The following is a 23914-nucleotide window of genomic DNA, read 5'->3' as shown; positions in this document are numbered from 1 at the left end:
GCGCTACAGCACGCGGCGTTGCGCATCCAGCGCGATGCTGCGGTCGGCGATGCCCGGCAGGCAGCGCAGCGCCTGCCGGCTGACGCGTTCGTAGAACTGCACGAACCGCTCGACCTGCGCGCGGTTCATGCCGGTGCGCCCGGGCGCGGCCTGCTGCAGCGCCTGCTCCTGCTGCCAGCGCCAGTTGGGCACCACCGAGAAGCCCGGGGGCTGCAGGAACCACAGCCGGTCGCAGCGCTGCCACAGCGCGGGGTAGCCATCGGCCAGCGCCTGGTTGCACCAGCGCCGCCAGGTGCCGTCCGCATCGGCATCGCGCTCCAGCGCGTTCAGCGGCGCGCGCAGGGCGTCGTCGGTTTCCGGTGGGGTGCCCAGGAACCAGCCTTCGAACACCAGCAGGTCCAGGCGCTGGACCGGCTGCCACTGCGCCTGCGCCACGCGCTCGTCGGCGAGCTTGTCGAAGCGTGGCAGCGCGAATGGCCGGCCGGCGCGGGCCGCATCCAGCGTTGCCAGCGCCAGCGGCAGGTCGTGCGTGCCCGGCGGGCCGCGCGTGGCCAGCAGCGGATGCACGCGCCCGGCCAGGCGCTGGCGCTCGGCGCGGGTCAGGTAGACATCGTCGATCGACAGCGCCGCGGCGCGCAGCCCGCGCGCCTGCGCCAGCTCCACCACCTGTGCCGCCAGCGTGGATTTGCCGCTGCCCTGCAGGCCGCTGATCGCCAGTACCGGGGTGTCGCCGCCGCTGGCCAGCGCCTCGTCCAGCGCCTGTGCGGCCAGGGCCTGCGGGAAGCGGTGTGCGGAGAAGCGGTGCGGAACGGACGACATGGCGCCACAATAGCCCAAACCCGTGCCGTACGAAGTGGAGCCATGACCGATCTGTACGCAGAAGCGCTTTCGACCTTCGCCGAGTTGTTCGAGGAGGCCAAGGCCAGCAATGAAATCGAGCCCGGCGCGATGACCGTGGCCACGGCCGACGTCGATGGCCGGCCATCGGCGCGCACCGTGCTGCTCAAGGCCTTCGACGAACGCGGCTTCGTGTTCTACACCCACCTGGACAGCCGCAAGGGCCGCGAACTGCACGCCAACCGCCAGGCGGCGCTGCTGTTCCTGTGGCGCAGCCTGCGCGCGGCCGGCATCCAGGTGCGGATCGACGGCGATGCGCAGCTGGTGTCCGCGGCCGAGGCCGACGCCTATTTCGCCTCGCGCCCGCGCATGAGCCAGATCGGCGCGTGGGCCTCGATGCAGTCGCAGACGCTGGGTTCGCGCGAGGAGTTCGAGGAGCGCCTGCGCAACTTCGAGGCGCGCTTCGAGGGGCGCGACGTGCCGCGCCCGGATGGCTGGAGCGGCATCCGCGTGGTCCCGCAGCGCATCGAGTTCTGGTACGGCGTGAGCTTCCGCCTGCACGAGCGCTGGTGCTACGAGGCCGATGCCGCCGGTGCCTGGAGCAAGCGGCTGCTGTATCCGTGAGCGGCCTGCGCCTGCACCCGGTCTACCGCGTCACCGTGTTCGTGCCGCCGGCGCACCTGCAGGCGCTCAAGCGCGGCATCCTCGCGGTCGACGACCTGGCCGCCGGCGGTTATGCCCACGGCATGTGGGAGTCGGCGCCGGGGCGTGAGCAGTTCCGCGCGCTGCCCCGCACCGCCAGCGTGGTGGGCGAGGTCGGCGAGCTGGTGAGCGAACCGAGCGTGCGGCTGGAGTTCTGCCTTCCGCGCGGGGTGGCGGGCGACCGCGCGCGGCTGCAGCGCGTGCTCGACCAGGGCATCGCCGCGCATCACCCGTGGAACAGCCCGGCGGTGTTCGTCGAGGCGCTGGAGTTCGCCACGCCATGAGCGGACCGCGCCGCATCGTCTGCCTGACCGAGGAGCCGACCGAGACCCTGTACGCACTGGGCGAACAGGACCGCATCGTCGGCATCAGCGGCTTCACCGTGCGCCCGCCGCAGGCGCGCCGCGACAAACCCAAGGTCAGCGCCTTCACCAGCGCCAAGGTGGAGGAGATCCTCGCGCTGCGGCCGGACCTGGCGATCGGATTCTCCGATATCCAGGCCGACATCGCCGCCGAGCTGATCCGCCGCGGGGTGGAGGTGTGGATCGCCAACCACCGCAGCGTGGCCGGCATCCTCGACTACATCCGCCGGCTCGGCGCGCTGGTCGGCGTGGCCGCGCGCGCCGACGCCTATGCCGGCGAACTGCAGCGCGGGCTGGACGCAATCGCCGCACAGGCGGCGCGGCTGCCGCGGCGGCCACGGGTGTACGTGGAGGAGTGGGACGAGCCGATCATCACCGGCATCCAGTGGGGTGCGGAGCTGGTGGAGATCGCCGGTGGCATCGACGTCTTCCCCGAGCTGTCGCGCGAGCCGCTGGCCAGGGCGCGGATCCTCGCCGATGGCGCGCCGGTGATCGCGCGCGACCCGGAAATCATCATCGGTTCGTGGTGCGGCAAGAAGTTCCGCCCCGAACGCGTGGCCGCACGCCCGGGCTGGGCGGCGATCCGCGCGGTGCGCGACGGCGAGCTGCATGAGATCAAGTCGCCGCTGATCCTGCAGCCGGGGCCGGCGGCACTGACCGATGGCGTGCAGGCCATCGCCGCCATCATCCAGCGCTGGGCGCAGCGGTAGCGCGTCCGCCGGGCAGCGATCCCATGCCGTTGTCGGGCGTGGGCCGGCAGGGGTGCCCGGCGTCGTGGCAGCTACTGGCGTGCGCCCACCGCGCGTGAGCGCGCCGCCGCCGGATGCGCGGCGCGCAGGCCGGGCTCAGGGCAGGCTGCCGGCGCGCTCGGCCGCGAGCCGTGTTTCCAGGTTGGCGCGGCCCGCGTCGGCGTAGCGGCGGCAGGCGCCGGAATCGACCAGCGGCGCACCATCGCTGCCCTGCATGCGCGCGAACAGGTTGCTGGCCAGCGGGTGCGGGGTGATCTGGATGTCGCAGGGCAGGGCGGCGAGGGTGTCCAGGCCGCGGCGGAAGGCGGCGACCATCGCCGGATGATCGCCGTAGCGGTACTCCCGGTCGGAGAGCGCGCTGACGCTGTCGGTATAGGCCATGTCCAGGCAGCGCGTGCCCTCGCAGGCGCGCCAGGTCCAGCTGGTGCCGCCGGGGGTGTGCCCGGGGGTCGCGTGCGGGGTGAGGACCAGGGCGCCGACCCGCACCGGCTGGCCATCGTCGAGCGCGCGCACCACCGGTACCGCCGGAAAGCCGGTCTTGAACTCCAGCTGCTGCGGATCGCTGCGCCCGCTCACCCCGGTATGCAGGGTGTGGACGGCCGGCGCGCGCGCCAGCAATGGCGCCCCGGTCACGCCCTGCAGGTAGGCCAGGCCCGCCGCATGGTCATGGTGTTCATGCGAGTTGAGCAGGTACTTCACGTCGCCGGGGTCGAAGCCCAGGGCGCGGATGTTGGCGTCGATCAACGGTCCGGCCGGTGCGGTGGCGCCATCGATGAGGATGTGGCCCTGATCGGAGGTGACCAGCAGGGCGGTCAGGCCGCAGGTGCCCACGTACCAGGTGTTGCCGAAGATGCGGCGCGGCGGCGCGCGCTCGTTCCAGCCGTCCATGGCGCTGTCGCTGGCCGCGCAGGCCGGCACGTCGGTGCCGCGGGTTGCGGAGGGCGCACGTGCGGCAGGCACGGGCGTGGCGACTGCAGTGGCCGGCGTGGCGTCCTGCGGGGCGTGGCAGGCCGCCAGCAGGACGAGGCCGAGGACGGGTGTGGCAAGGCGGCAGGGCCGCCGCAGGGCTGGGCGCATGGCTGGCATCGGCATGGGGCAACAGGTGCCGCAGCATAGGCAGCCCGCGCCGCGGCGACCAACGCGAATAAGCTGCGGCAGGCATGAGCCCGATGCATGCCTGGGCGCCGGGGTCAGCGCCCAGGCGCCAGCCCGGTGTAGCGTGCGCGCGGTCGGATCAGGGTGCCCAGCGCCTGCTGCTCCAGCGCGTGCGCCAGCCAGCCGGTCAGGCGCGCGGCGGCGAACATCACCAGCGCGTGCGCGCCGGGCAGGCCGTGCACGTAGCAGATCGCCGCCAGCAGGCCGTCGATGTTCGGGTGCTGGCCGCTGTGCTCGGCGGTGGCGGCCAGTACCGCTTCGACGTGGCGCATGCGCGGCTGTTCGCCGCACAGTTCGCGCAGCTGGCGCAGCACCTCGGTGCCGCGCGGGTCGCCGTCGGGATAGAGCAGGTGGTTGAAGCCGGGCAGTTCGTCGCCGCGGCGCCAGCGTTCGGCGATGAACGCGGCCGGCGCGCCGCTGGCCTCGGCATCGAGCAGCAGCGCATGCGCGCGCGCGGTGGCGCCGCCGTGGCGCGGCCCGGACAGCGCGGCCAGGCCGGCGCTGACGGTGGCGTGCAGGTGCGCGCCGGTGGAGGCGACCACGCGCGCGGCGAATGCCGAGACGTTCAGCTCGTGGTCGGCGCACAGCACCAGTGCCGAGCGCACCAGTTCGGCGAAGCCGGCATCGCCGGGCCGCCACGCATCGGCCAGCAGGCGGTGCACCGGCCGCGCATCGGGCTGGACGCCGACCAGCAGCGCGGCGTTCTGCCGCAGCAGCATCGCCGCCACCTCGCGCCGCACCGGCGCGGCGGCGTTGAGCGACTGCCGCTGCTCCAGCGCCAGCAGCGGAATGCAGGCCATGGTGCGCTCCAGCGGCGGCAGGCCGGTATCCAGCGCCAGCGCCGCCACCCGCGGCGGCCAGGCCGGCGGCGGCGCCGCGGCGAACGGGTCCTGTTCCTCGCATTCCCACAGCAGCCGCGCGATGTCCTCCAGGGTGGCGCCGGCGCGCGCCGCCGCCACCGCCGAACGGCCGCGGTAGTACGGGCCGTCCGGGCGGATCAGCGAGATCCGCGTTTCCAGCACCGGCAGGCCACGGTCCAGGCTCTGCGCCGCGCCGCGTTCCGCGCCGCGGCCGGCGCGCTTGCGCTGCGCCAGCCGTTCCACCTCGGCGCGCAGGTAGACGCGGCTGCGCGGGTCCGGCCCGGGCCGCGAGCTGAGCTGGCCGCGGCTGACATAGGCGTACAGCGTGGCCGGGCTGATCCCGAGCAGGGCGCAGGCATCGCTGGCGGGGATCAGTTCGGGGGCGGCGGGCTCGGTCATGGCGTTCGATATGTTGATTGTTTGAATCAAGATTGATCAATGGTTTGGATGGTGCCAGATTGTGCGCCATCGCGGAACGGCGCTTTCGCCGCCGCCATACCAGGAGTCCCGCCATGTCCGTTTCCTCCGCCGGCGCCGCGTTCCGCGCCGCCCTGGCCGCCGAAAAGCCCCTGCAGGTGATCGGTGCGATCAACGCCAACCACGCGCTGCTCGCCAAGCGCGCCGGCTACAAGGCCATCTACCTGTCCGGCGGCGGCGTCGCGGCCGGCTCGCTGGGGCTGCCGGACCTGGGCATCAACACCCTGGAAGACGTGTTGATCGACGTGCGCCGCATCACCGACGTGTGCGACCTGCCGCTGCTGGTGGACATCGACACCGGCTTCGGCCCGAGCGCGTTCAACATCGCGCGCACGGTGAAGTCGCTGATCAAGGCCGGTGCCGCCGCCTGCCACATCGAGGACCAGGTCGGCGCCAAGCGCTGCGGCCACCGCCCGGGCAAGGAAATCGTGTCGCAGGGCGAGATGGTCGACCGGGTCAAGGCCGCGGCCGATGCCAAGACCGACCCGGGCTTCTTCCTGATCGCCCGCACCGACGCCATCCAGATGGAAGGCGTGGAGGCGGCCATCGAGCGCGCCATCGCCTGCGTCGAGGCCGGTGCCGACGGCATCTTCGCCGAGGCCGCCTACGACCTGGACACCTACCGCCGTTTCGTCGACGCGGTGAAGGTGCCGGTGCTGGCCAACATCACCGAGTTCGGCAAGACCCCGCTGTTCAGCCGCGACGAGCTGGCCTCGGCCGGCGTCGCCATCCAGCTGTTCCCGCTGTCGGCGTTCCGTGCCGCCAACAAGGCCGCCGAGAACGTGTACGAGGCGATCCGCCGCGACGGCCACCAGCGCAACGTGGTCGATGCCATGCAGACCCGCGACGAGCTGTACGACCGCATCGGCTACCACGCCTTCGAAGCGCAGCTGGACAAGGTATTCGCGCAGAAGGGCGCATGATGGCCGTTCCTGCGGCCACCTGATACCTGCCATGGCGACCCCGTCCTCCCACCGCACCCGTGTCGACCGCCGCGAAGCCGCGCGGCGCCTGCTGCAACGCGACCTGGAGCAGCTGACGCCCGAGGAACGGGTGGTGGTCGAACGCTTCATCTCCGGCGGGCGGGTCTCGCGCAACGTGCGCCGCGAGCTGCACGAGTCGCGCACGCTGGGCGAGCGGGTCGCCGACCGCGTCGCCGAGGTCGGCGGCAGCTGGACCTTCATCATGTGCTTCGGCGTGGTGCTGGTGGTGTGGATGGTGGTCAACACCTTCCTGTTGGCCAGGGCGTTCGACCCGTACCCCTACATCCTGCTCAACCTGGTGCTGTCGTGCCTGGCCGCGGTGCAGGCGCCGATCATCATGATGAGCCAGAACCGGCAGGCGGCGGTGGACCGCATGCGTGCCGAGAACGACTACCAGGTCAACGTGAAAGCGGAGCTGGAAGTGCTGCAGATCCACGAGAAGCTGGACGTACTCCGCTCCCACGAATGGGCGCTGCTGGTCGAACAGCAGAACCGCCAGATCGAAATGCTGCAGCGACTGCTGGAATGCGCCACCGCGGCCCCCGCTGGCGACCCGCAGAAACAACCGTAAACCTTCCCTCGAAAGGCAGAAGACCATGTCAGAACAGACCACCGCCACGCCCGGCTTCAAGCCCAAGAAGTCCGTCGCCCTGTCCGGCACCGCCGCCGGCAACACCGCGCTGTGCACCGTCGGCCGCAGCGGCAACGACCTGCACTACCGCGGCTACGACATCCTGGACCTGGCCAACACCAGCGAGTTCGAGGAGATCGCCCACCTGCTGGTGCACGGCAAGCTGCCGAACAAGGCCGAGCTGCGCGCCTACAAGGCCAAGCTGAAGGCGCTGCGCGGCATCCCCGCCGCGGTCAAGGCCGCGCTCGAGGAACTGCCGCCGTCGGCGCACCCGATGGACGTGATGCGCACCGGCGTGTCGGTGCTCGGCTGCGTGTCGCCGGAGAAGGACGACCACAACCACCCGGGTGCGCGCGACATCGCCGACAAGCTGATGGCCTGCCTCGGCTCGATGCTGCTGTACTGGTACCACTGGAGCCACAACGGCCGCGCCATCGACGTGGAGACCGACGACGACTCCATCGGCGGCCACTTCCTGCACCTGCTGCACGGCGAGCAGCCGCGCGCGTCCTGGGTCAAGGCGATGCACACCTCGCTGATCCTGTACGCCGAGCATGAGTTCAACGCCTCCACCTTCGCCTGCCGCGTCATCGCCGGCACCGGCAGCGACATGTACAGCGCCATCACCGGCGGCATCGGCGCGCTGCGCGGGCCCAAGCACGGCGGCGCCAACGAGGTCGCGTTCGAGGTGCAGAAGCGCTACGAGACGCCGGACGAGGCCGAGGCCGACATCAAGGCGCGGGTGGAGCGCAAGGAAGTGGTGATCGGCTTCGGCCACCCGGTCTACACCGTGTCCGATCCGCGCAACAAGGTGATCAAGGACGTGGCGCGCGAGCTGTCGGCCGAACAGCAGAACCTGAAGATGTACGACATCGCCGAGCGCCTGGAAACGGTGATGTGGGACATCAAGAAGATGTTCCCGAACCTGGACTGGTTCAGCGCCGTCAGCTACCACATGATGGGCGTGCCGACCGCGATGTTCACCCCGCTGTTCGTGATCGCCCGCACCGCCGGCTGGAGCGCGCACATCATCGAACAGCGCATCGACGGCAAGATCATCCGCCCCAGCGCCAACTACACCGGTCCGGAAGACCAGGCCTTCGTGCCGCTGGACCAGCGCGGCTGACGCGCCCGCGCCCTCTCCCCCCTGCGGGGAGGGGGCGTCGCCATTCCCCGGGAGCGGGCCCTGTCCGCTCCCCGCCGGCACCCCGGCGATCACCGCGAAGCACGGGCGTGTCGCTGCCGCCCCCCACGCAAGCCACCCGACCCACAGGCCAGCCATGAACACCGATCACCGCAAGCAACTTCCCGGCACCGCGCTGGACTACTTCGACGCCCGCGAGGCGGTCGATGCCATCGCCCCCGGCGCCTACGCCACCTTGCCGTACACCTCGCGCGTGCTGGCCGAGAACCTGGTGCGCCGCTGCGATCCGGCCACCCTGGCCGATTCGCTTAGGCAGCTGGTCGAGCGCCGCCGCGACCTGGATTTCCCGTGGTTCCCGGCGCGCGTGGTGTGCCACGACATCCTCGGCCAGACCGCGCTGGTGGACCTGGCCGGCCTGCGCGACGCCATCGCCGAGAAGGGCGGCGACCCGGCCAAGGTCAACCCGGTGGTGCCGGTGCAGCTGATCGTCGACCACTCGCTGGCGGTGGAGTGCGGCGGCTTCGACCCGGACGCGTTCGCCAAGAACCGCGCCATCGAGGACCGCCGCAACGAAGACCGCTTCCACTTCATCGACTGGACCAAGCAGGCCTTCGAGAACGTGGACGTGATCCCGCCGGGCAACGGCATCATGCACCAGATCAACCTGGAGAAGATGTCGCCGGTGGTCTACGTGCAGGACGGGGTGGCGTTCCCGGACACCTGCGTCGGCACCGACAGCCACACCCCGCACGTCGATGCGCTGGGCGTGATCGCCATCGGCGTCGGCGGCCTGGAGGCCGAGAACGTGATGCTCGGCCGCGCCTCGTGGATGCGCCTGCCGGACATCGTCGGCGTCAGGCTCGGCGGCAGGCCGCAGCCGGGCATCACCGCCACCGACGTGGTGCTGGCGCTGACCGAGTTCCTGCGCAAAGAGCGCGTGGTCGGGGCCTACCTCGAATTCTTCGGCGAAGGCGCCGCGGCGCTGACCATCGGCGACCGCGCCACCATCTCCAACATGTGCCCGGAATACGGCGCGACCGCGGCGATGTTCTACATCGACCAGCAGACCCTGGACTACCTGCGCCTCACCGGCCGCGAGGAAGCCCAGGTGGCGCTGGTGGAGAACTACGCCCGCACCACCGGGCTGTGGGCCGACGCGCTGGCCACCGCGCAGTACGAGCGCGTGCTCGAGTTCGACCTGTCCACGGTCGTGCGCAACATGGCCGGCCCGAGCAACCCGCACCGGCGCCTGCCGGTGTCCGACCTGGCCGAGCGCGGCATCGCCGACGAGGCCAAGCTGGAAAGCGGCAAGGGCGAGGAAGCCCAGGGGCTGATGCCCGACGGCGCGGTGATCATCGCCGCCATCACCAGCTGCACCAACACCTCCAACCCGCGCAACGTGATCGCCGCCGGCCTGCTGGCGCGCAACGCCAACGCGCGCGGGCTGGTGCGCAAGCCGTGGGTGAAGTCGTCGCTGGCGCCCGGTTCCAAGGCGGTGCAGCTGTACCTGGAGGAGGCCGGCCTGCTGCCGGAGCTGGAAAAGCTGGGCTTCGGCATCGTCGCCTTCGCCTGCACCACCTGCAACGGCATGAGCGGCGCGCTGGACCCGAAGATCCAGCAGGAGATCATCGACCGCGACCTGTACGCCACCGCCGTGCTGTCGGGCAACCGCAATTTCGACGGCCGCATCCACCCGTACGCCAAGCAGGCGTTCCTGGCCTCGCCGCCGCTGGTGATCGCCTACGCCATCGCCGGTACCGTGCGCTTCGACATCGAGAAGGACGTGCTGGGCGTGGACGCCGACGGCAACGCCGTGCGGCTGAAGGACATCTGGCCGTCGGACGCCGAGATCGACGCGGTGGTCAAGGCCGCGGTCAAGCCGGAACAGTTCCGTCGCGTCTACAACCCGATGTTCAACGTGCGCGTCGAGCATGGCGCGCCGGTCAGCCCGCTGTATGACTGGCGGCCGCGCAGCACCTACATCCGCCGCCCGCCGTACTGGGAGGGCGCGCTGGCCGGCGAGCGCACGCTGCGCGGCATGCGTCCGCTGGCGGTGCTGCCGGACAACATCACCACCGACCACCTGTCGCCGTCCAACGCGATCCTGCGTTCCAGCGCCGCCGGCGAGTACCTGGCGAAGATGGGCCTGCCGGAAGAGGACTTCAATTCCTACGCCACCCACCGCGGCGACCACCTCACCGCGCAGCGCGCCACCTTCGCCAACCCGAAGCTGTTCAACGAAATGGTGCGCAACGACGACGGCAGCGTGAAGCAGGGCTCGCTGGCGCGGGTGGAGCCGGACGGCAAGGTCATGCGCATGTGGGAAGCGATCGAGACCTACATGGCGCGCAAGCAGCCGCTGATCATCATCGCCGGCGCCGACTACGGCCAGGGCAGCTCGCGCGACTGGGCGGCCAAGGGCGTGCGCCTGGCGGGCGTGGAAGCGATCGTCGCCGAGGGCTTCGAGCGCATCCACCGTACCAACCTGATCGGCATGGGCGTGCTGCCGCTGGAGTTCAAGCCGGGCACCGACCGCAACACCCTGGGCATCGACGGCACCGAGACCTTCGACGTGGTCGGGCAGCGCACCCCGCGCGCCGACCTGACCCTGCTGATCCACCGCCGCGACGGCAGCACCGTCGAGGTGCCGGTGACCTGCCGCCTGGACAGCGACGAGGAAGTGGCCATCTACGAGGCCGGCGGCGTGCTGCAGCGCTTCGCCCAGGATTTCCTGGAAGGCGCCCGGGTGGCCTGATACCCCCGACGGCCCGGCAACGGGCCGTCTTTCATTGCAAGGAACCGTTCCATGGCATTTCTCCCGCAACTCCGCATTCCCGCCACCTACATGCGCGGCGGCACCAGCAAGGGCGTGTTCTTCCGCCTGCAGGACCTGCCGGAAGCGGCGCAGGTGCCCGGCCCGGCGCGCGACGCGCTGCTGCTGCGGGTGATCGGCTCGCCCGATCCGTACGGCAAGCAGACCGACGGCATGGGCGGGGCGACGTCGAGCACCAGCAAGTGCGTGATCATCGCCCCGGCCTCGGTGCCGGACCACGACGTCGACTACCTGTACGGCCAGGTTTCCATCGACAGCGCGTTCGTCGACTGGTCGGGCAACTGCGGCAACCTCAGCACCGCGGTGGGGCCGTTCGCCATCGCCAACGGTTTCGTCCCGGCCGCGCGCATCCCGCGCGACGGCACCGTGGCGGTGCGGGTGTGGCAGGCCAACATCGGCAAGACCATCATCGTGCACGTGCCGGTGCGCGACGGGCAGGTGCAGGAAACCGGCGATTTCGAACTGGACGGGGTGACCTTCCCGGCGGCGGAGATCGTGCTGGAGTTCATCGATCCGTCCGACGACGAAGGCGACGGCGGCTCCATGTTCCCCACCGGCAATCTGGTGGACGACCTGCAGGTGCCGGGTGTCGGTACGCTCAAGGCGACGATGATCACCGCCGGCATTCCCACCGTGTTCGTCGATGCCGCGGCCATCGGCTACGACGGCACCGAGCTGCAGCCGGCGATCAACGAGGACAAGGCCGCGCTCGCCAGGCTCGAGGCCATCCGCGTGGCCGGCGCGCTGCGCATGGGCCTGATCCGGGCGCCGGAGGACGCGGCCACCCGCCAGCACACGCCCAAGGTCGCGTTCGTGGCGCCAGCCAGGGACTATGTCGCCTCCAGCGGCAAGCACGTCGCCGCCGCCGACATCGACCTCAACGTGCGCGCCATGTCGATGGGCAAGCTGCACCACGCGATGATGGGCACCGCCTCGGTCGCCATCGCCACCGCCGCGGCGGTGCCGGGCACGCTGGTCAACAGCGCCGCCGGTGGCGGCCTGCGCGAGGCGGTGCGCTTCGGCCACCCCTCCGGCACCCTGCGGGTGGGCGCGGCGGTAGCCAGCGTCGATGGCCAGTGGGTCGTGACCAAGGCGGTGATGTCGCGCTCGGCGCGGGTACTGATGGACGGTGCGGTGCGGGTGCCCGGCGACACGCTCTGAAGGGGCCGGGCGCAGCCGGTACGCCGCAGCGGGCGTGCCGTCGCGCACACGAGGTGTTCCCGGGCGGCGGCTATACTCGCCGCGTCTGCAGGAGAACGCCATGGGCAACAGGAAGTGGAAGCACATGCGCTGGGGCGCCGCCGCGCTGGTGGCGCTGGTGGTGCTGGCCGGCTGCAAGCGCAACGAGACCGGGCAGCTGCCCGGCGCCAGCGGCGAGGCGATCCAGGCCAAGCGCGACGAGGTCAAGGGCTTCGCGCTGGTGCGCGTGTGGCCCGACCAGAAGGGTGGCGACGGGCTGTCGCTGGCGGTGGAGTTCTCGCAGCCGCTGGTCGGCACCCAGGACTTCGACAAGCTGCTGCGCTTCGAGGAGAAGGTCGGCACCGAGGACAGCAGCTGGTCGCTGTCCGATGACGGCAGGACCCTGCGCTATCCCTACGTCGAGGCGGCCCGGGACTACACCCTGGTCGTGTCGGCCGACCTGCTCGCCGCCGACGGCAGCCGCCTGGGCCGCGAAGTGCGCCAGCAGGTGTTCACCGGTGAACTGAAGCCGGCCGCCGGCTTCGCCTCGCAGGGCAGCGTGCTGCCGGCGCGCGAGAGCCGCGGCCTGCCGGTGGTGTCGGTCAACGTGCCGGAAGTGGACGTCGAGTTCCTGCGCGTGGGCGAGAAGAACCTGCCCACCTTCTTCAGCCAGTACCAGCGCGGCGGCCGTCGCGGCAGCTGGGAACTGGACAGCGAATACGGCGAGCACACGCCGATCTCGCAGCTGGCCGAGCCGGTCTACCTGAACCGCTTCGTGCTCGGCGGCAAGCCCAACGAACGGGTGCTGACCTACCTGCCGATCCAGGAGATCCGCGAGCTGCAGCAGCCGGGCCTGTACTTCGCGGTGATGAAGCGCGCCGGCCGGTTCGAGGGCGAGTACGACACCGCGTTCTTCACCGTCAGCGACATCGGCCTGCACACCCGCGCCTACAAGGAGCAGTTGTTCGTGCACACCGCCTCGCTGGCCTCGGGGGCGCCGCTGAAGAAGGTCGAGCTGCGGGTGCTCGACGGTAAGGGCGAGACCATCCTCAAGGGCCAGACCGATGCCAACGGCAACGCGCTGCTGAACTACACCCTGGACGCATCGCACGTGCTGGTGGCCACCAGCGGTGCCGACACCACCCTGCTGCCGTTCAACCAGCCGGCGCTGGACCTGAGCGAGTTCGCCGTGGCCGGGCGCCAGAACGCGTGGTTCGACGTGTTCGCCTGGTCCGGCCGCGACCTGTACCGCCCCGGCGAGACGGTGCGCGTATCGGCGCTGCTGCGCGACAACGACGGCAAGCCGGTCGCCGGCCCGGACAAGGGCGCGCAGCCGGTGTTCCTGCGGCTCAAGCAGCCCGACGGCAAGGTGTTCCGCGAAACCCGCCTGCAGCCGGGCGCGCAGGGCTATTTCAGCTTCGAACAGGCGATCCCGGCCGAGGCCCCGACCGGCCGCTGGCAGGTCGAGTTCCGTACCGACCCGGCCAGCAAGGAAGCGGTGCAGGGCCTGACCCTGCGCATCGAGGAATTCCTGCCCGAGCGCATGAAGCTGGACCTGGACAGCGCGCAGAAGACGCTCAAGCCGGGCGAACCGCTGAAGCTGCAGGCCGATGCCGCGTACCTGTACGGCGCGCCGGCCGATGGCAACCGCTTCACCGCCAAGCTGGCGGTGGCGGTGGAGCAGCACCCGCTGGAATCGATGCCGGGCTGGTTCTTCGGCGACCCGACCGTGAGCTTGCCGCGCGAAGCCAACGACGTGATCGACACCTCCCTGCCCAGGGACGGCAGGCTGCGCCAGGACATCGCCCTGCCGGAAGAGGTCGGCAAGGGCACGCCGGTGGCGGCGCTGGTCTCGGGCAGCGTCTACGAGACCGGTGGCCGTACCGTCACCCGCACCCTCAAGCGCGTGCTGTGGCCGGCACCGGCGCTGGTCGCGGTGCGCCCGCTGTTCAGCGACACCGATGGCGCCGATGCCAACGCCAACGCGCGTTTCGAGCTGCAGCGCGTGGATGCCGACGGCAAGCCGCAGCCGGCCAAGGGGCTCAAGGTCACCCTGGTGCGCGAACTGCGCGACTACCACTGGACCTTCACCGACAACCGCTGGGACTACGATTTCACCCGCCGCTTCGAGAACAAGGAAACCCGCACCCTCGACGTCGGCGCCACCGCCGCCCGGTTCGATTTCCCGGTGGAGTGGGGCGAGTACCGGGTGGACGTGTTCGACCCGGCCACCGGGCTGACCATGCGCTACCCGTTCCGCGCCGGCTGGAGCTGGAACGACGACAACCGCGGGCTCGACGCGCGCCCGGACAAGGTCAAGCTGGCCCTGGACAAGACCGGTTACAAGGCCGGCGACACGCTGAAGGTGACCCTGACCCCGCCGCATGCCGGGCGTGGCGTGCTGATGGTCGAAAGCGACCGCATGCTCTACGTGCAGGACATCCAGGCCAAGCCGGGCAGCACCTTCGAGATCCCGGTCACCGAGGACTGGGAGCGGCACGACGTGTACGTCACCGCCCTGGTGTTCCGCGGCGGCAGCGCGTCCAGCAAGATCACCCCGGCGCGCGCCGTGGGCGTGGCGCACGTGCCGATGGACCGCCGCGACCGCCGCATCGCGGTCGGCCTGGTGGCGCCGAAGCAGATGCGCCCCGAACAGCCGATGACGGTCACCGTCAGCGCGCCGGAGCTGGCCGGCAAGCCGGCGCACGTCACCGTCTCGGCGGTGGACGTGGGCATCCTCAACATCACCCGCTTCGCGGTGCCCGATGCCAACGCGCATTTCTTCGCGCAGCGCCGGCTGGGCGTGGACGCCTACGACATCTACGGGCGCGTGATCGAGAGCTTCGAGGGCAACAGCGGCAAGCTCAAGTTCGGCGGCGACATGGCGCTGCAAGCGCTGCCGCAGGCGCGGCGCCCGACCGCCCGGGTGCAGACCGTGGACCTGTTCTCCGGCCCGGTCGCGCTCGATGCCCGCGGCAATGCGCGCATCACCCTGCCGGTGCCGGATTTCAACGGCACGCTGCGGGTGTCGGCGCTGGTGTATTCGGATACGCGCTACGGCAACCGCGACGTTGAAACGGTGGTGCGCGCGCCGATCCTGGCCGAGGCCAGCATGCCGCGGGTCATGGCCCCCGGCGACCGCAGCACGGTGACGCTGGACGTGCAGAACTTCACCGGCAAGCCCGGCGAGTTCACGGTGCGCGTGGATGGCGAGGGCCCGCTGGCGATCGGCGAGGCCGCGCGCCGGCTGCAGCTGGCCGCCGATGCCAAGCAGACCCTGAGCTTCCCGCTCACCGCGCAGGAGGGCTACACCGTGGCCAAGGTGCGGGTGCGGGTGGACGGCAACGGCTTCAAGGTCGACCGCCGCTACGACCTGCCGGTGCGCGCGGCCTGGCCGCAGGTGCTGCGCTCGCAGACCCGCACGCTCGACCCGCTGGCGCCGGTCACCCTGGACAGCGCCTTCGCCGGCGGGCTGATGGCCGGTTCGGTCAACGCGCGCATGCTGGTCAGCCCGCTGCCGCCGATCCCGTTCGCCTCGGCCCTGCAGGGGGCGCTGAACTACCCCTACGGCTGCGCCGAACAGACCACCAGCAAGGGCTATGCGGCACTGCTGCTGGACCAGGCCACCTCGGCCATGCTCGGCGCCGACGGGCTGGACGCCAAGGCCCGCCGCGAGCGCATGGAAGGCGCGTTCGGGCGGCTGGCCTCGATGCAGGTGGCCAACGGCAACTTCTCGATGTGGGGCAACGACGACTACGTCAACCCGGCGCTGACCCCGTACATCGCCGAGTTCCTGCTCGATGCCAAGGACGCCGGCTTCGCGGTGCCGGACAACGTGCTGCAGAAGGCGTTGAACCGGATCAGCGAGGACCTGCTCAGCGGCGGCAACCAGTTCTACGGGCAGGAGCGCCGCGATGCGCTGAAGTTCGCCAACCAGGCGTATTCGGGCTACGTGCTGGCGCGGGTCAACCGCGCCCCGCTGGGCACGCTGCGCGCGCTGTACGACAACGAGCGCGGCAAGGCCGCCACCGGCTTGTCGCTGGTGCACCTGGGCGCGGCGCTGTCGCTGCAGGGCGACGGCAAGCGCGGCCAGGCCGCCATCGCCGCCGGCTTCGGCATGGCCGGCAAGGACCGCCCGGCGTATTTCGGCGACTATGGCAGCCCGCTGCGCGACGACGCGCTGATGATCGCGCTGCTGCACGAGCGCGGCCTGGCCAAGCCCGAGTACGACGCGCGCGCGGTCAGTCTGGGCCGCGAGCTGGACGCGCGCCGCAACGGCGGCTGGCTGTGGCTGAGCACCCAGGAGCAGGTGGCGCTGGCGCGGCTCGGCAAGGCGCTGATGGTCGACCAGAAGAAGCAGGTGTCCGGCGAGCTGGCGGTCGGCCAGGCGCGCGAAGCCATCGACGCGCGCAAGCTGTTCGCGCGGGTGTTCGACGCCACGCAGCTGGCGCAGGGCGTGCGCTTCACCCCGCAGGGCCAGGCGCCGATGTTCGCCAGCCTGGAAGTAGCCGGCATCCCGCGGCAGGCACCGGCGCCGGACAACAGCGTGATCGGCATCGAGCGCGCCTGGTTCACCACCGACGGCAAGCCGTGGACCCCGCGGCCGCTGAAGGAGGGCGAGGCGCTGATCGTGCGCCTGAGCGTCACCGCCAACACCGCCATGCCCGACGCGCTGCTGACCGACCTGCTGCCGGCCGGCCTGGAGATCGAGAACTTCAACCTCGGCGATGCCCGGCAGTGGGCCGACGTGGTGGTGGACGGCATCCAGATCAACGACCGCGCCGGCGCCGCCGATGCCCGCCACGAGGAGTTCCGCGACGACCGCTACGTGGCGGCGCTGAACCTGTCGCGCGGCAGCACCGCGCGGGTGTTCTACCTGGTGCGCGCGGTCACCCCGGGCACCTACACCGTGCCGCCGCCGCTGGCCGAGGACATGTACCGTCCCGAGCTGCGCGGCGTGGGCCGGTCCAACCCGACCACGATCACCGTCGTGCAGCCGTGACAATTACCGCGGGCGCGTGCCACCGCACGCGCCCGCGCTGCAACGAATGGACGATGGATGGCGAGCGCTACACCACGCACACAGGCCCCCGCCGGCCCCGCTCCTGGCGTGAGCGCCGCCGGCGCCGGACCCGGGCGCGGCACTGATCCGGCAATGCGCCCGCCGCGCGGGCGCCTGCGGCGCTGGCTGCGGTACCTGCTGCCGTGGCTGCGCTGGGGCACGGTGGCGGTGCTGTCGTTGCTGCTGGTGCTCGACCTTGCGTTCCCGCCACCGCTGCCACGATCCCGCGACACCGGCACCCTGGTGGTGGCCGGCGACGGCACGCCGCTGCGCGCCTTCGCCGATGCGCAGGGCGTGTGGCGTTACCCGGCCGACGCGCGCAGCGTGTCGCCGCTGTACCTGCAGGCGCTGCTGACCTACGAGGACCGCTGGTTCTGGCGCCATCCGGGCGTCAACCCGTGGGCGCTGCTGCGCGCCGGCAGGCAGATGCTGGCCGAGCGCCGCATCGTCTCCGGCGGCTCCACCCTGACCATGCAGGTGGCGCGCATCCTCGATCCGCACACGCGCACGCCATGGGGCAAGGCCAAGCAGCTGCTGCGCGCGCTGCAGCTGGAAGTACACCTGGACAAGGCGCAGATCCTGGGCCTGTACCTGGAACGGGCGCCCTACGGCGGCACCATCGAAGGCGTGGAGGCGGCCAGCTGGGCCTACCTGGGCAAGCCGGCGGCGCGGCTGTCGCATGCCGAGGCGGCATTGCTGGCGGTGCTGCCGCAGTCGCCGAGCCGGCTGCGCCCGGACCGCCATCCCGAGGCCGCGCGCCGCGCCCGCGACAAGGTGCTGGCGCGCATGGCCGAACTGGGCGCCTGGTCGGACGAAGCGGTGGCCGACGCGCGCATCGAGCCGGTGGTCGCGCGTTCGCTGCAGCAACCGCTGCACGCGGCCCTGCTGGCGCAGCGGCTGCGCAGTGCGCAACCGCGCGCGGCGCACATCCAGACCACCCTGGACAGCGGCCTGCAGCGCACCCTGGAAGAGCGCGTGGCCGCGTATTTCTCGCAGTTGCCCGAGCGCACCTCCGCCGCGCTGCTGGTGATGGACAACGCCTCGCTGGAGGCGCGCGCCTATGTCGGCTCGGTGGCGTTCGGCGACAAGGCGCGGCTGGGCCACGTGGACATGGTGCAGGCCTGGCGCTCGCCCGGCTCCACGCTCAAGCCGTTCCTGTACGGCATGGCGCTGGACGACGGGCTGATCCATTCCGAAAGCCTGCTGGTCGATGCGCCGCAGAGCTTCGGCGGCTACCGCCCCGGCAACTTCGACGCCGCGTTCAACGGCCCGGTCGGCGCGGCCACCGCGCTGCGGCTGTCGCTGAACGTACCGGCGGTGGATCTGCTCGACCGCGTCGGCCCGTCGCGCTTCGCCGCGCGGCTGGGCAATGCCGGCATCAAGCTGCGCTTCCCGCACGGGGTGCAGCCCAACCTGGCGCTGATCCTGGGCGGCACCGGCGCGCGCCTGGAGGACCTGGTCGGCGCCTTCGCCGCGCTCAACCGGCAGGGCATCGCCGGGCGCGTGCGCTACACCCCCGACGCCCCGCGGATCGAACGCCGGCTGGTGTCGCCGGGCGCGGCGTGGATCGTGCGCGACATCCTGCAGTCCAACCCGCGCCCCGGCTACGGCCTGGGCACCTTCGACACCGGCAGCCGCCCGCCGGTGGCATGGAAGACCGGCACCAGCTACGGCTACCGCGACGCCTGGGCGATCGGCAGTACCCGCCGCTACACCGTCGGCGTCTGGGTCGGGCGCCCGGATGGCACGCCGTTGCCCGGCCAGTACGGTGCGGTGACCGCGCTGCCGCTGATGTTCGAGGTGATCGACAGCCTGCCGCGCCAGCCCGGCGACGGCGACGCACCGCCGATGCCGGCCAGCGTCGGCGCGGTGGACGTGTGCTGGCCGCTGGGCCTGGCCGCGGCCGCCACGCCGCCGGCGCTGTGCCAGCGGCGACTGCAGGCGCTGGCGCTGGACGGCACCGTGCCGCCGACCTTCGCCGAGCGCGATGCGCGGCTGTGGCAGTCCGGGCAGGTGCGCTTCGAGGTGGATGCGCGCAGCGGCCAGCGCCTGTCGGCCGGCTGCGACGGCCACCCGCAGCGGCAGGCGCGCGAGGTGGCGCGCTGGCCGGCGCTGGCCTCGCCATGGCTGTCGCAGGCGCAGCGGAAGGCGCAACAACTGCCGCCGCTGGCGCCGGATTGCCCGGACGACGGCCGCGGCCATGCTGCGGCGCTGCATATCGACGGCCTCACCGACCGCGCCACGCTGGCGCGTGCGCCCGGCGCCACGCATGGGCCGCGGCTGCAGCTGCGGGCGGTCGGCAGCGAGGCGACGGTGCAGTGGCTGCTGGACGGGCGCTGGATCGCGCAGACCGAGGGCGCGCGCAGCTTCGTGCGCGATTTCGACGAACCCGGCGAGCACAGCCTCACCGCGCTGGCCGCGGACGGCGCCTGGACCCGCATCCGCTTCCGCGTGGCGCATTGAGCGCGCCGCTGCCGGCACGCGCGCCCAATGCGGTCGTGCGCGGCCGAGGCTGAGGTCGGGACTTGGTCTGAGGCTGAGGCTGAGGCTGAGGCCAGCGTGGCGTGGCGGACGGCGTTCAGCCGTCCGCCCTCACGGTTACTCGCCGATCCAGCCGTCGAGCAGGTCGGCGAAGTCGTCGGCGTGTTCCTCTTCCTGCGCCAGGATCTGCTCGAGGATGCGCTTGGTGGTGGTGTCCTTGTCGCCGACGAAGTTGATCATCTCGCGGTAACTGTCGATGGCGATGCGCTCGGCGATCAGGTTCTCGCGCACCATGTCGCGCAGGTTGCCGCCTTCCTTGTACTCGGCGTGGGCGCGGGCGGTGAGGGTGTCCGGGTTGAAGTCCGGCTCGCCGCCGAGCTGCACGATGCGCTCGGCCAGCATGCCGGCGTGCGCCTGCTCCTGCTGCGCATGCTCCAGGAACTCGGCCTTCACCGCATCGGCGAGCATGCCCTTGGCCATGTAGTAGTGGCGGTAGTAGCGCAGCACGCACACCCACTCGGTGGCCAGCGCGTCGTTGAGCAGCTTGATCACCATCTTGCGGTCGGCGGCATAGCTCGGCGTGATCGCGCCGTCCTCGATGCTCCTGCGCGCGTTGGCGCGCAGGGTCTTGCGGTCGCTGATGCCGCTGGCCGGGACGGCCGTGGCCTTCTTGCTGGCGGGCTGCTTGCTCATGGCGGGCGTGCTCCTTGGTGGAAGGGAATCGCTACTCCGGGAGGTGGGCCAGTACGTAATCGGCCGAGGACACCTCGAAATTGCCGGGCTCCTCCACGTGCACCGCGCGCACGATGCCGTTGTCCACGTACAGCGCGAAACGGCGCGAACGCATGCCCATGCCCGAGCCGCTGGCGTCCATCTCCAGGCCCAGCGCACGGGTGAGGTCGCCATTGCCGTCGGACAGCATCAGCAGCCCGTCCGGCACCGACTGCGCCTTGCCCCAGGCCTGCATCACGAACGGGTCGTTCACCGCCATGCAGAACACGTCGATGCCGCGGCTGCGGAACTGCTCGAAGCGCTCGACGTAGCCGGGCAGGTGGCGCGCCGAGCAGGTCGGGGTGAACGCACCGGGCACCGCGAACAGCACCGCCTTGCGGCCATCGAACAGCGCCTGCGTGTCGATGGTTTCCATGCCCTCGCGGATGCGCTTGAGGGTCACTTCCGGGATGCGGTCGCCGACGTGGATGGTCATGGGCTTCTCCAGAGTCTGAATCGAAGTTTAGTGAGCGGGGGTTGAGGGCCGCGTCAACGGCTTGAAAGCGCGGCCTTCACGCAGCATTTCCCGTGCATGGGCGCCAGGGCGCCATTCCGGCCGCCCGCCCGCATCCTTGCAGGAGGAGATGATGAGCATCGTACGTTACCGCCAGTGGCCGACCCAGTCCGATATCCGCCATCTGCTCGCCCCGTTGCTGGACATGCCGGGCGACGCCGCGGCGGCAGGCGCCTGGCTGCCGGCCGTGGACATCCGCGAACACGACGCGCAGTTCGTGCTGCACGCCGACCTGCCGGGCGTGGACCCGGCCTCGATCGAGGTGCAGATGGACAAGGGCGTGCTGTCGATCAAGGGCGAGCGCCGCGCCCCGGAACCGCTGGAAGGCCAGCGCCTGTCGCGCATCGAGCGCCGCCACGGCGCGTTCGAACGCCGCTTCGCGCTGCCCGACAGCGCCGACGCCGAGGGCATCGTCGCCAGCAGCCGCGACGGCGTGCTGGAAATCCGCATCCCCAAGCGCGCCGAAGCCGCGCCGCGCCGCATCCAGGTGGCCAGCGCCGGCGGCACCGCGTAAGCACGCGCCGCGCGCACATCGGCAGCGCCGTGGCCCGCTAGAATGGCGCCACGGCGGCAGCCGAACCCGTATCGGCCCGTTCGCCGCAAGGCGGCGGGCCCGACTCTTTCCGAAAGGGTGTCTGGATGGAATTCAAGGATTACTACGCGACATTGGGCGTGGAGCCCACGGCCGGCGATGCCGAAATCAAGACCGCCTACCGGCGGCTGGCGCGCAAGTACCACCCGGACGTGAGCAAGGAGGCCGGCGCCGAGGAGAAGTTCAAGGCCGTCAACGAGGCCTACGAGGCGCTGCGCGACCCGGCCAAGCGCCAGGCCTACGACCAGCTGCGCGCCCAGGGCTACCGCCCCGGCGAGGAGTTCCACGCGCCGCCCAATTTCGGCGGCGGGCAGGGCTTCGACTTCGAGGAGGTGTTCGGCGGCGCCGGTGCCGGCGGCGGCTTCAGCGATTTCTTCGAGAGCCTGTTCGCGCGCCAGCGCGGGGGCGGCCGCGCGCGCAGCGGTTTCGATGGCTTCGGCGGCAGCGCCGGGCCGCAGCCGATGCGCGATACCCGCGCCAAGCTGTCGGTACCGCTGGAAGCGGCCTACAACGGCGACACGCTGCGCATCAACGTCGATGGCCGCCAGCTCGACGTGCGCGTGCCCAAGGGCATCCGCCCGGGGCAGGTGATCCGCCTGGCCGGGCAGGGCAGCGGTGGCGGCAACCTGATGCTGGAAGTGGAATACGCCGCGCACCCGCAGTTCGAGGTGGACGGCCGCAACATTCTTTACACCCTGCAGGTCACCCCCTGGCAGGCGGCGCTGGGCACCAGCATCAGCGTGCCGACCCTGGGCGGGGCGGTGGAACTGAAGGTGCCGGCCGACTCGGACAGCGGACGCAAGCTGCGCCTGCGCGGCCGCGGCCTGCCGGGCAAGCCCGACGGCGACCAGATCGTGGAACTGGAAGTGATCGCCCCGGTGGCGACCAGCGAGGCCCAGCAGAAGGCCTACCGCGCGCTGGCCAAGGCGTTCGGCGAGAAAATCTGAGGCATCACCGGCGGCAGGCGCGTACCCGGGAGGGCGCGCCTGCGGCCGCAATCAGGCTTCGGGCAGGTCGCCGCCGCCTTCGAACACCCGTGCGATCACCTCGGACAGCTCGTCCTCCGAAAACGGCTTGGTGATGTAGGCCTTGGCGCCCTGGCGCATGCCCCACAGGCGGTCGGTGTCCTGGTCCTTGGTGGTCACCAGCACCACCGGGATGTGCGCGGTGCTGGCCTCGCGCTTGAGCGTGCGCGTGGCCTGGAAGCCGTTGAGATTGGGCATCACCACGTCCATCAGCACCAGGTCGGGCAATACCGACTTGGCCGCTTCCACGCCGGCGGCACCGTCGGTGGCGGTGAAGGTTTCATGCCCGAGTTTTTCGACGATGCGCTGGATGCCGAGCAGCTGCGATGGCGAATCGTCCACGATCAATATGCGCGCCACGTTCTTCCCCAAGATGATGTCGCGGCCATAGTGTCGGGCCGGCTGCGGTGTGAAGCAACCCGCGGCGCCGTACCCGGTGCCGCATTCAGTCGATCCGCACCAGGGTGCGCCCGAACGAGCCGCCGCCCAGCATGGTGGCGAACACCTCCGGCAACCCGTCCAGGCCCACCTCGCGGGTACAGATGGTGTCCAGGTGGCGCGGCTTCCAGTCGTCGCCCAGGTGCTGCCACACCTGCCCGCGGATGTCGCGCGCGGTGCCGGCCGAGGCCACGCCCAGCAGCGACACGCCGCGGATGATGAACGGCATCACCGTCATGTCCAGCTCCGCGCTGGCGGCCAGCCCGGCCGAGGCCACGTTGCCGTACGGCGCGGTCTGCGCCAGCAGGCTGGTAAGCATGGCGCCGCCGACATTGTCCAGGCCGCCGCCGAAGCGCGCCGATTCCATCGGCCGGGTGGTGGCCAGCGCCTCGCGGCCCAGCACCTGGGTGGCGCCGAGCGTGGTGAGGTATTCCTTCGCTTCGGCCTTGCCGCTGATGGCGTGCACCTCGAAGCCGGCGCGGCTGAAGATATCCACCGCCAGCGAGCCGACCCCGCCGGTGGCGCCGGTCACCGCCAGCGGGCCGTGCGCCGGGGTCTGCCGGTTGTCCTTCATGCGCAGCAGGGCCAGCGCGGCGGTGAACCCGGCCGTGCCCAGCACCATGGCCTCGCGCAGGCTCAGCCCGGGCGGCAGCGGGATGGCCCACTTCGACTCCAGCCGCACATACTGGCTGTAGCCGCCGTCGCGGGTTTCGCTCAGCCCGCAGCCGGTGGCCAGCACCGCATCGCCCTCGCGGAAGGCCGGGTCGCGGGAGGCTACCACCTCGCCGGCTACGTCGATGCCGCCCACCAGCGGGAACCGGCGCAGGATCTTGCCCTGGCCGGTGCCGGCCAGCGCGTCCTTGTAGTTGACCGAGGACCAGCGGGCGCGCACCACCACCTCGCCCGGGCTCAGCTGGTCCAGGGCGACCTGCTCCAGCCCGGCGCGGTAGCCGGCGTCGTCGTTGTGGATGCGGAAGGCGGTGAACGGGGCGTTGGCGGACATGGCGCGGCCTGCGGCGGAACGGGAGACAACCAAGATAGCGGTTGCGAAACGTCAGGTCTGCCCCATCTAGTAGAATCCGGATTCGATTGACCACGGCCAGGACTGCGGGAACGCCC

The 23914-nt window shown here is 71.3% G+C and carries 19 protein-coding genes; 12 read left to right on the top strand and 7 right to left on the bottom strand.

Features of this window, described 5'->3' with window-relative positions; genetic code table 11:
• Positions 1-3 precede the first annotated feature (3 nt).
• On the bottom strand, positions 4-819 hold the full coding sequence (locus F0P95_RS15270; protein WP_182334936.1) for a kinase: 816 nt from the start codon (positions 817-819) through the stop codon (positions 4-6).
• Between the two features lie 42 nt (positions 820-861).
• Between F0P95_RS15270 and pdxH the strand changes: the two genes are divergently transcribed.
• The 3 genes from pdxH to F0P95_RS15255 are packed head-to-tail and all read left to right on the top strand — an operon-like array spanning position 862 to position 2611.
• Positions 862-1461 (top strand): pyridoxamine 5'-phosphate oxidase, encoded by a 600-nt coding sequence (gene pdxH / locus F0P95_RS15265; RefSeq protein ID WP_182334935.1) that lies wholly within the window; start codon positions 862-864, stop codon positions 1459-1461.
• Entirely contained in the window at positions 1458-1823 is a 366-nt protein-coding gene (locus F0P95_RS15260; protein ID WP_232528700.1) for a YqfO family protein, read from the top strand. Before pdxH ends, F0P95_RS15260 begins: the two co-directional genes overlap by 4 nt.
• A complete protein-coding gene (locus F0P95_RS15255) occupies positions 1820-2611 on the top strand; it encodes a cobalamin-binding protein (protein ID WP_054667052.1) in 792 nt (263 codons plus the stop codon). The genes F0P95_RS15260 and F0P95_RS15255 overlap by 4 nt, the downstream gene beginning before the upstream one ends.
• A 135-nt stretch (positions 2612-2746) precedes the next feature.
• On the opposite strand, the gene bla is transcribed toward F0P95_RS15255, so the two are convergent.
• Together bla and F0P95_RS15245 are read right to left on the bottom strand one after the other, a co-directional pair.
• Complete coding sequence (gene bla, locus F0P95_RS15250) at positions 2747-3610, bottom strand: subclass B3 metallo-beta-lactamase (RefSeq protein WP_182334934.1); 864 nt, start codon at positions 3608-3610, stop codon at positions 2747-2749.
• Between the two features lie 230 nt (positions 3611-3840).
• On the bottom strand, positions 3841-5064 hold the full coding sequence (locus F0P95_RS15245) for a citrate synthase family protein (RefSeq protein ID WP_182334933.1): 1224 nt from the start codon (positions 5062-5064) through the stop codon (positions 3841-3843).
• A 113-nt stretch (positions 5065-5177) separates the two neighbouring features.
• On the opposite strand from F0P95_RS15245, the gene prpB reads away from it, so the two are divergent.
• From prpB to pbpC, 7 genes are all read left to right on the top strand, one after another.
• The gene (gene prpB / locus F0P95_RS15240; protein WP_182334932.1) at positions 5178-6065 is read left to right on the top strand and encodes a methylisocitrate lyase; all 888 of its coding nucleotides are present in this window, start codon (positions 5178-5180) and stop codon (positions 6063-6065) included.
• A gap of 31 nt (positions 6066-6096) precedes the next feature.
• On the top strand, positions 6097-6696 hold the full coding sequence (locus F0P95_RS15235) for a DUF1003 domain-containing protein (RefSeq protein WP_182334931.1): 600 nt from the start codon (positions 6097-6099) through the stop codon (positions 6694-6696).
• A 25-nt stretch (positions 6697-6721) separates the two neighbouring features.
• Positions 6722-7882, top strand: coding sequence for a bifunctional 2-methylcitrate synthase/citrate synthase (prpC, locus tag F0P95_RS15230; protein WP_054667045.1), 1161 nt, complete (start codon positions 6722-6724; stop codon positions 7880-7882).
• A gap of 154 nt (positions 7883-8036) precedes the next feature.
• Positions 8037-10655 carry a Fe/S-dependent 2-methylisocitrate dehydratase AcnD gene (acnD, locus tag F0P95_RS15225; protein ID WP_182334930.1) on the top strand — a complete coding sequence of 873 codons (2619 nt, stop codon included), beginning with the start codon at positions 8037-8039 and terminating at the stop codon, positions 10653-10655.
• Between the two features lie 51 nt (positions 10656-10706).
• A complete protein-coding gene (gene prpF / locus F0P95_RS15220) occupies positions 10707-11894 on the top strand; it encodes a 2-methylaconitate cis-trans isomerase PrpF (RefSeq protein WP_182334929.1) in 1188 nt (395 codons plus the stop codon).
• A 124-nt stretch (positions 11895-12018) separates the two neighbouring features.
• The gene (locus F0P95_RS15215) at positions 12019-16914 is read left to right on the top strand and encodes an alpha-2-macroglobulin family protein (RefSeq protein ID WP_425515939.1); all 4896 of its coding nucleotides are present in this window, start codon (positions 12019-12021) and stop codon (positions 16912-16914) included.
• Between the two features lie 153 nt (positions 16915-17067).
• Entirely contained in the window at positions 17068-19437 is a 2370-nt protein-coding gene (pbpC, locus tag F0P95_RS15210; protein WP_182334927.1) for a penicillin-binding protein 1C, read from the top strand.
• Positions 19438-19572: 135 nt separating this feature from the next.
• Here the strand turns inward: pbpC and F0P95_RS15205 are convergent, their stop codons facing one another.
• Complete coding sequence (locus F0P95_RS15205) at positions 19573-20148, bottom strand: ferritin-like domain-containing protein (RefSeq protein ID WP_182334926.1); 576 nt, start codon at positions 20146-20148, stop codon at positions 19573-19575.
• A 31-nt stretch (positions 20149-20179) separates the two neighbouring features.
• Positions 20180-20662 (bottom strand): peroxiredoxin, encoded by a 483-nt coding sequence (locus F0P95_RS15200; protein WP_056931324.1) that lies wholly within the window; start codon positions 20660-20662, stop codon positions 20180-20182.
• A gap of 151 nt (positions 20663-20813) precedes the next feature.
• Between F0P95_RS15200 and F0P95_RS15195 the strand changes: the two genes are divergently transcribed.
• Positions 20814-21254 (top strand): Hsp20/alpha crystallin family protein, encoded by a 441-nt coding sequence (locus F0P95_RS15195; RefSeq protein ID WP_056931349.1) that lies wholly within the window; start codon positions 20814-20816, stop codon positions 21252-21254.
• 125 nt (positions 21255-21379) lie between these two features.
• On the top strand, positions 21380-22279 hold the full coding sequence (locus F0P95_RS15190) for a DnaJ C-terminal domain-containing protein (RefSeq protein ID WP_182334925.1): 900 nt from the start codon (positions 21380-21382) through the stop codon (positions 22277-22279).
• Positions 22280-22330: 51 nt separating this feature from the next.
• On the opposite strand, the gene pilH is transcribed toward F0P95_RS15190, so the two are convergent.
• Together pilH and F0P95_RS15180 are read right to left on the bottom strand one after the other, a co-directional pair.
• Positions 22331-22717, bottom strand: coding sequence for a twitching motility response regulator PilH (gene pilH, locus F0P95_RS15185; protein WP_056931350.1), 387 nt, complete (start codon positions 22715-22717; stop codon positions 22331-22333).
• Positions 22718-22802: 85 nt separating this feature from the next.
• Positions 22803-23798, bottom strand: a complete 996-nt coding sequence (locus F0P95_RS15180) for a YhdH/YhfP family quinone oxidoreductase (RefSeq protein ID WP_182334924.1) — start codon at positions 23796-23798, stop codon at positions 22803-22805.
• Positions 23799-23914: the final 116 nt, after the last annotated feature.

Origin of the sequence: Stenotrophomonas acidaminiphila (assembly GCF_014109845.1) — a bacterium.
Lineage (GTDB): Bacteria > Pseudomonadota > Gammaproteobacteria > Xanthomonadales > Xanthomonadaceae > Stenotrophomonas > Stenotrophomonas acidaminiphila.
Note: the sequence above shows the minus strand (reverse complement) of the source record. Positions and strands in the feature narration are given on the sequence as shown.